This is a genomic window from Hymenobacter agri, from assembly GCF_054778495.1.
In genome coordinates this window covers 1-2,257 of record NZ_BAAGZM010000657.1, presented here as the reverse complement: position 1 = coordinate 2,257, position 2,257 = coordinate 1, and the positions used below count along the sequence as shown (strand labels likewise).

The following is a 2,257-nucleotide window of genomic DNA, read 5'->3' as shown; positions in this document are numbered from 1 at the left end:
CCGGCCGCAACGCCGCCTCAGCCTACCCCTGGGGCGCGCACTACCTGCCCGTGCCCGACGTACGCAACACCGAGCTGCTGGAGTTTCTGCAGGCGGCCGGCACGCTCACCGGCTACGCGCCCGACGGCCGGCCCATCTACAACGACTACCACCTCTGCCACGACCCCGAGGAACGCCTCAACATCGAAGGGCACTGGCAGGAAGGCCTCGTGCCCAGCCTGGGTTTGAGCGCGGCCGAGCAGGCCCAGGTGGCCCGCTTTTTTAAGCTGACCGAGCAGCTGAAAACCACCGTCGGCCGCGATGGCCGCGACGTGTTTCGCATACCGCTCGATGAGTCTTCGACCGACGAAACGTACCGCCAGCTCGATGCCATTTCCTTCGCCGCCTACCTCGACCGCGAAGGCTTTACCGCGCCTGCCCTGCGCTGGTACCTCGACTACGCCTGCCGCGACGACTATGGCGCCACGACCGCGCAGGTGTCGGCCTGGGCGGGGCTGCACTACTTCGCCAGCCGCAAGGGCAGTGCCCACAACGCCACCGGCGCCGACGTGCTGACCTGGCCCGAAGGCAACCACTTCCTCACCGAAAACCTGCGCCGCCAGGCCAGCGGCCCCATCCACTCCCGTACCCTGGCCTACGACCTGCGCGAAACCGCCACCGGTGTGGAAGCCCTGATTTACAGCGTGGCCACCCGCCAGAGCACCCGCGTGCGCGCCCAACAGGTGCTGCTGGCTACGCCGCAGCACATTGCCCACCACCTGCTCACGAACATCGCCGGCCACCAGCTGCTGCCGCCCGGCACGCTGCACCACGCCCCCTGGCTCATTGCCAACCTCACCGTGGACGGCCTGCCGCAGGGCCCCGGCCGCCCGCTGAGCTGGGACAACGTGCGCTACGGCAGCGCCTCGCTGGGCTACATCAACGCCACGCAGCAGTCAATTAAGCAGGACGATGGCAGCCCGAAAGTCATTACTCTCTACTGGCCCCTGACCGACGAAGCCCCCGGCCCCGCCCGCCGCCGTGCCTACCAAACCAGCTACGCCGAGTGGCTACCCCGCGTGCTGGCCGAGCTCGAAACCTACCACCCCGGCGTGACGCCCTACGTGCAGCAGGCCGACCTCTGGGTGTGGGGCCACGGCATGGTGGCTCCCACGCCGGGCCTGCTCTGGGGAGCGGCGCGGGCGGCGGCCACACAGCCAATGCGCGGCCGGGTGTTTTTCGCCCACACCGACTACAGTGGTATTTCGATTTTTGAGGAAGGGTTTTATCAAGGGATTCGGGCAGCGCGGGAAATGCTGGGGGCGGCGCGGCAAGCGTAATCGAACGTCATGCTGAGCTTGTCGAAGCATCTCTACTGCGCAACTAATCGACTCCGTTACAACGAAGCGGTAGAGATGCTTCGACAAGCTCAGCATGAGGTTCCAGTGTTGTCGCATTTCTTTTCCTTCATCATCTGACATGCCCACCGCTCAACCTTGGATTCGCTCCGCGCGCTACGACGGCCTGCTTATTCTCGCGCCGCCGTTTCTGGCGCTGCTGCTGGTGCTGGGGTTGCCCGCCGGCTATCGGCACTCGGCGGCCATGCCGCTGCTGGCCTGGGTGGCGCTGGTGGTGCTCATCGACGTGGCGCACGTCTACGGCACGCTATTCCAGACCTACTTCGACCCGCTGAAACGGCGCGAGCGGCGCATGCTGCTGTGGGTAGCGCCGCTGGCCTGCTACGCGGTGGGCGTGGCCCTGCACAGCCTAGGCGGGCTGGTGTTCTGGCGGGCGCTGGCGTATCTGGCAGTATTCCACTTCATCCGGCAGCAGTATGGCTTTCTGCGGATTTACAGCCGGCATGAGGCCGCCGCGCCGGGGCGCTGGCTGGCCACAACGCTCATCTACTACGCCACCATTTACCCGCTGCTATACTGGCATTTCTCGCCGGGGCGCAATTTCAACTGGTTCGTGGAGGGTGACTTCGTGCAGTTCGACTGGCCTCTGGGTCGCACCGTCGCCACGGTGCTCTACGTGGCGCTGATTGTTGCCTATGTGGCCCGCGAAGCCTGGCTGTGGTACCGCAGCCGTACCTTCAACGTGCCGCGCAACCTGCTGCTGACCGGTACGCTGGTGTCGTGGTATGTGGGCATCGTACTGTTCAACGGCGACCTAGTATTCACGCTGCTCAACGTGGTGTCGCACGGCATTCCTTACCTGGCGCTGGTGTGGGCCGGCGGGCCGAAACCAGCGCAGGACGCGGCCCCGGCGCGGCGCG

General features: G+C 66.1%; 2 protein-coding genes. Both read left to right on the top strand.

Annotated elements, in window-relative coordinates; genetic code table 11:
• Positions 1-1,319 (top strand): FAD-dependent oxidoreductase (locus ACYVDE_RS20715; protein WP_460503436.1); only part of this gene is annotated, 1,319 nt, incomplete at its 5' end.
• Positions 1,320-1,458: 139 nt separating this feature from the next.
• Positions 1,459-2,257 (top strand): hypothetical protein (locus ACYVDE_RS20710; RefSeq protein ID WP_460503435.1); only part of this gene is annotated, 799 nt, incomplete at its 3' end.